The sequence below is a fragment of the Klebsiella sp. Q11 genome, from assembly GCF_964241505.1.
Taxonomy (GTDB): Bacteria; Pseudomonadota; Gammaproteobacteria; order Enterobacterales; family Enterobacteriaceae; genus Klebsiella; species Klebsiella michiganensis.
This window is the reverse complement of record NZ_CAXSXW010000033.1, coordinates 1-4,840: the sequence shown is the minus strand read 5'-3', so window position 1 is coordinate 4,840 and position 4,840 is coordinate 1. Positions and strand designations below refer to the sequence as shown.

The 4,840-nt window shown below is 45.8% G+C and carries 5 protein-coding genes; 3 read left to right on the top strand and 2 right to left on the bottom strand.

Annotation, left to right across the window (positions count from 1 at the left end; all coding sequences use genetic code 11):
- Nucleotides 1-456 precede the first annotated feature (456 nt).
- Together ACESQ2_RS28280 and ACESQ2_RS28275 are read left to right on the top strand one after the other, a co-directional pair.
- On the top strand, nt 457-648 hold the full coding sequence (locus tag ACESQ2_RS28280; protein ID WP_128318003.1) for a Rop family plasmid primer RNA-binding protein: 192 nt from the start codon (nt 457-459) through the stop codon (nt 646-648).
- Entirely contained in the window at nt 648-1,058 is a 411-nt protein-coding gene (locus ACESQ2_RS28275) for a helix-turn-helix domain-containing protein (RefSeq protein WP_128318002.1), read from the top strand. The genes ACESQ2_RS28280 and ACESQ2_RS28275 overlap by 1 nt, the downstream gene beginning before the upstream one ends.
- Before the next feature lie 1,861 nt (nt 1,059-2,919).
- On the opposite strand, the gene ACESQ2_RS28270 is transcribed toward ACESQ2_RS28275, so the two are convergent.
- Entirely contained in the window at nt 2,920-3,180 is a 261-nt protein-coding gene (locus ACESQ2_RS28270) for a protein L (protein WP_072016306.1), read from the bottom strand.
- Nucleotides 3,181-3,659: 479 nt separating this feature from the next.
- On the opposite strand from ACESQ2_RS28270, the gene ACESQ2_RS28265 reads away from it, so the two are divergent.
- Nucleotides 3,660-3,995, top strand: a complete 336-nt coding sequence (locus ACESQ2_RS28265) for a type II toxin-antitoxin system RelE/ParE family toxin (protein WP_128318004.1) — start codon at nt 3,660-3,662, stop codon at nt 3,993-3,995.
- Nucleotides 3,996-4,014: 19 nt separating this feature from the next.
- Here ACESQ2_RS28265 and ACESQ2_RS28260 read toward each other — a convergent pair whose 3' ends face one another.
- Entirely contained in the window at nt 4,015-4,326 is a 312-nt protein-coding gene (locus tag ACESQ2_RS28260) for a helix-turn-helix domain-containing protein (RefSeq protein WP_039817123.1), read from the bottom strand.
- Nucleotides 4,327-4,840: the final 514 nt, after the last annotated feature.

Here is a 4,840-nt window from a genome sequence, read left to right as displayed (position 1 = left end):
CGCAGCAGTCGGACTGAACGGGGGGTTCGTGCATACAGTCCAGCTTGGAGCGAACTGCCTTCCCGGAACTGAGTGTCTGGCGTGGAATGAGATAAACGCGGCCATAACAGCGGAATGACACCGGTAAACCGAATGGCAGGAACAGGAGAGCGCACGAGGGAGCCATCAGGGGGAAACGCCTGGTATCTTTAAAGTCCTGTCGGGTTTCGCCACCACTGGTTTGAGCGTCAGATTCTGTGATGCTTGTCAGGGGGGCGGAGCCTATGGAAAAACGGCAACGCCGCTGCCTTTCCTTTTCCCCATCACGCAATTGCTCGTTTTTCTCGAGCTTTTGTACGCATTACGCATGCTCCTGCCGCTCGCCGCAGCCGAACGGCAGGAGCGTAGCGACTGAGTGAGCGAGGAAGCGGAAAAGAGAACATCCCTACACTGAGCACTGACGCTGTGAGGCCTCTTATGACGAAACAACAGAAAACAGCGCTGAATATGGCTAAATTCATCCAGAATCAGTCTCTGCTCCTGCTGGAGAAGCTTAACGAGCTTGATCTCGATGTCGAGGCCGACCTTTGTGAGAAACTCCATGATGATGTGGAGCATCTTTTACGTACACTGTCCTCGAGACTGGATGCATTACAGGATGGTAACTGATGGCCAGAGTGTCTATTAGTGAAGCTGCACGGCTTGTTAAGGTTAGTCGCCCCACAGTTTACAAGATGATTAGCAGTGGGAAGCTAAGTTACACTTCTGTTGTAAAGCACGGAAAAGATATAAAAGTCATTGATACATCAGAGCTTATTAGGGTTTTTGGTTCTCTTGATGGTGTAACCGACACTGTAAAAATTGACGCTAAGTCTACAGAGGTTAACAATCATGGTTTACACGACTTACAGCATAGAATTGCTTTACTTGAAGCTGAAAACGATGGTCTTAAAGGGGCTGTTAAAGCTCGCGATGAACATATCGATTCCCTTCGCCAGGCTATGCAGCTTCTGGAGCACCGGCACGAACCCTCTTCACAGGGGCACTCTTCGTGGTGGAAATTCTGGAAGAAACCCTGATCGCGCCATGCTTCAGTTTTGCTCTCCGGCTATTCCGGGGAGTTTCTGAACCTTCCCAAAAATCGCCAGATCTTTGAACTCTCCTCACCACTAAAAATACCCACACCCCACGCAAAATTAAAAATTTGCAGATTATGATTTAAAATCAGTAAGTTAATGTTTTTAACTTTCGTTTTGTTGATTTTATTTACACAGATCAGACTCTACGACGAGTCGTTATAGAGTCCCCGGGGAGTCGTCATAGAGTCGGTAACGACTCAGTACTTTAAAATCAAAGTGTTAATGGGGAGTCGAGTCTAGAGTCGACTCCCCGTTTTGATGGTTTTGTGAACATGGCGAGTCTAGACTCGACTCTAGACTCGCTTTACCTGTTAGTCGGGTGGTAAGTCGTCCACTGACTTGTCGTCACGTCATTGCCGGCTATGCCTAACTGGATTCCAGAACGTGCTGAAAATCTGTTTTCCGGCTGCGCCGGCAACGTCTCATCACGCCACAGTAAACAGTGGCATGATGAGACGTTTGGCGACTGTGTGGCTCTGCTGTTGGCTATGTCCTGAACGACTGCCAGATGGCTAACATCGCTGCTGCAGTACCGACAACCGTCTCCAGGTGTGTCAGCCATTCCCAGAACAAAACATCTCCACTCATATAACCTCCGATACTGAAAAACGTCACTGCATTCATTCTGTGGTCCAGGTGTCTGCAGGTGTGATTTACCGCTTTCACTGTTTTCTCATCACGACGCTTTTCAATCCATTAATCCGGGTTGTGACAGACCCCTGACAACAACTGGTCAGCCATATGGTCACGTTAGTCTGCTTTTCACCCGCTTCTGGTCACCACTGAAGTCCTTCAGTCTGTTGTTTTATGCCTGCTGATGTACAAGGAAAGGGGTTAATCCGGTTTCTGGTCTGAACCGGATTAAGGTTCTGGCGCAGCGGAGGACAAACCCCAAGAAGAGGGGTGAAAAAAATCGCGCTAAATAGGTCGTGGCAGAACAACAGAGCCTTAAGCGAAGGAGGATGTGATGAGATTTTTAAAGACGCTGGAACTGGTTCTTCAGTGCCTGGGTCAGCTGGCTGAGATTTGGGACTGGTTACAGACGCATAAGCTGATTTTCGATGTGTTCAGTTTGTTTCTGGCGTGAAACTGAGACGGATTCACCTGGCTGCATAGTCATGCATGCACGTAAAATTAACCAGGTGCGTTTCTGGCGGGTTTTCGGGTGGTTTGTTGCCTGTTTTGCCGGTTTCCTGCCAGAAACGCCCTGAGGCCGTTTTAGCGGTGCGTACAATCATGCCTTTATGTTAAATGACAGATGTAAAAAGCCCCGATTGGCCTGATGGATTTCCTGCTGAGGTGCGAAGCGGTTCGCCTCCCGGCGACCTGTTCGGAAACTCCCCCTGCGCCAGTCTTGTTTGGACAAATAAGGTGTTATGAGATAAGCACTTGTGGTGTGGTAGAGAAGCTCCTAGCTGACAAAGATCTCTCTTATGTCTTTAATGAGAGTGATATTGGAAGATTGTCGAAGCAATTGGTCCTTTATCATTTCAGTAACGGCGTATGTGTTGTAAACAGCGATAGCTATTTCAGATAAAGACGGATTAGTAGTTAGTGACTTACATGTAGGAATAAAAAAGCCAGGACGATCGGATAACTGTTCTTCTAGAACGAGATCAACACGATGAAAAGCATCGTCAATAAGGCTCCGCACTTGCTCTGGAGACAGGTCATGATAACGAATGACAAATTCAAAAGGTGGATTAGACATAAGACCTCAGATCGTGGATTGTTTGGTACGAGTGAGTAATGAGACTTTCTAGTAAATCACTGAGGGAAAGCCCCGAAGGGCTTCCGTGTCTCAGTTACCAAATTTATCACCGTTTGTGTCTGTCCTCACAATTAGCTGCCATTTAACATTTTGTTTTTGACTATGTTGATGATGGTTTTGTGGGGGGAAAGGATCGTTTTTATTACTAGTTATCTCTTTACCGCATACGGTACAGCGATAAATGCCTGATACTGGAACTGTATCGCTTGGATCGTATGTTGATGTCCACCAAGTCTGTGTGTGTGTAACTCGCTGTAAGAACTGCTCTGTTTTTTCCGTATATGCAGCCATTCTTTTACCTTTCTTTATTGTTTACTTTTTTGGTTTTCCTGCGTCTGAGCGTTTTTTGCGCACCGTTCCGTCATTGTTTCTGTCTCTAGGCTGGGTTCCACCACCAGGCTTTGGCACTACCACATCTTTGTTTAGCGGTCTTCTGTCTGCCATCTCTTAACTCCTTCTTTCAGTTGTGATGCTTTACGGGAGACTTTTAGCTTCGATGGAGGATTACTTTCGTAAACAGCTGATAGCTTATTTATTGAGCTAACGGCATGCGCAAGCGAAGCGGCATATTGTCACTTTATACAACTTCGAGTATATTGGTGCAATGGATATTGCCTAAAGCAGTGTCCTGAACCACTGAAATTAAATGCCTCTACCTGATGAATCTCATCAGGCGTAGAGGTTTGGCTTTTTAGTGAGGTTTTTTTAATCGGAGTATCAAATGAGAAATTTAATTGTTCGACCACTAAACCCCAACAAAGGAGGACACTATGTCCGCAAGCGAAATGAAAGAGATTTGTCTAGACGTAACTGGTGTTGATAAAGAGCTAAAGTCTTTACCTGTTGATAAAGCTTTAGCTTTTTTGCACAACTTGAAGTTGGTTGCCGCTGGAATTGAACCAGAACTGAAAGTTGAACACCTGAAAGTAGTTGCTCCAGGCGTGATTGAGTTGAAGATAAATGGTAGCCCTGCTTATCGTTGTGTGTACACGATAAAATCACCCGGCAAGGTGATCGTGTTACGTTTCTTCAAGAAAACGACTAACGGGCCTGCACGCAAAGACTTAGAAGTCGTGAAGCAACGGCTGAAAAATCTCAAAATATAGTATCCACTCAAGGCGATGTTCACAGCATCGCCTTTTTCATGCCCATCTCTAAAATTACTTCAGAGGATGGGTGTACTTGCATGTCTAATTTGTAACCCAGCTTGAACATGATTTCCAGTAGTGAATCTGTAGAAAACTTGTCCAGCTTCCCTTTCAGCATGTTGCTAACCCTAGGTTGGCTTATGCCCAGATGTGCGGCCGCCTCTGTTTGGTTCCAGCCGTTATCTCTTACCGTCTTATGTATGGCGAGGATCAGGTTTGATTTCAGGTTCCACATGTTTAGGGATACCGGATCACTCGTTAGTATTTCGAATATGTTTTGATTGCTCATAATTTTCATCTCCTATCTGAATGCGAGCATTTAGTTGTCACAAGACAATAGGAACGATTATTAGCTTACACTAAAGTTTGCGGATTATACAAGTTACAGTATGTCTGACAAGATGTAGATGGGGTTTTATTTGTAAATTTAAAGCATTCTAACAACACTTGTTGACTGGATCTTGGTCGTCAGCGTAGTCTTCATTTGTTTTAAAAAGAAAAACCGCCTGGGGAGGCGGTTTTTCAAGGTTCATCAAACCGGCAAGTTTATGAACCGAGGTAACTGGCTTAGAGGAGCACAGTCACCAAATCTGTTTTATCAGTGTAGCCGTATAGTACGTGTCTTTTCAAGACTTCACTCCTCTAATCAGTTACCAATGGCTGCTGCCAGTGGCGCTTTTGCATGTCTTACCGGGTTGGACTCAAGATGATAGTTACCGGATAAGGCGCAGCAGTCGGACTGAACGGGGGGTTCGTGCATACAGTCCAGCTTGGAGCGAACTGCCTTCCCGGAACTGAGTGTC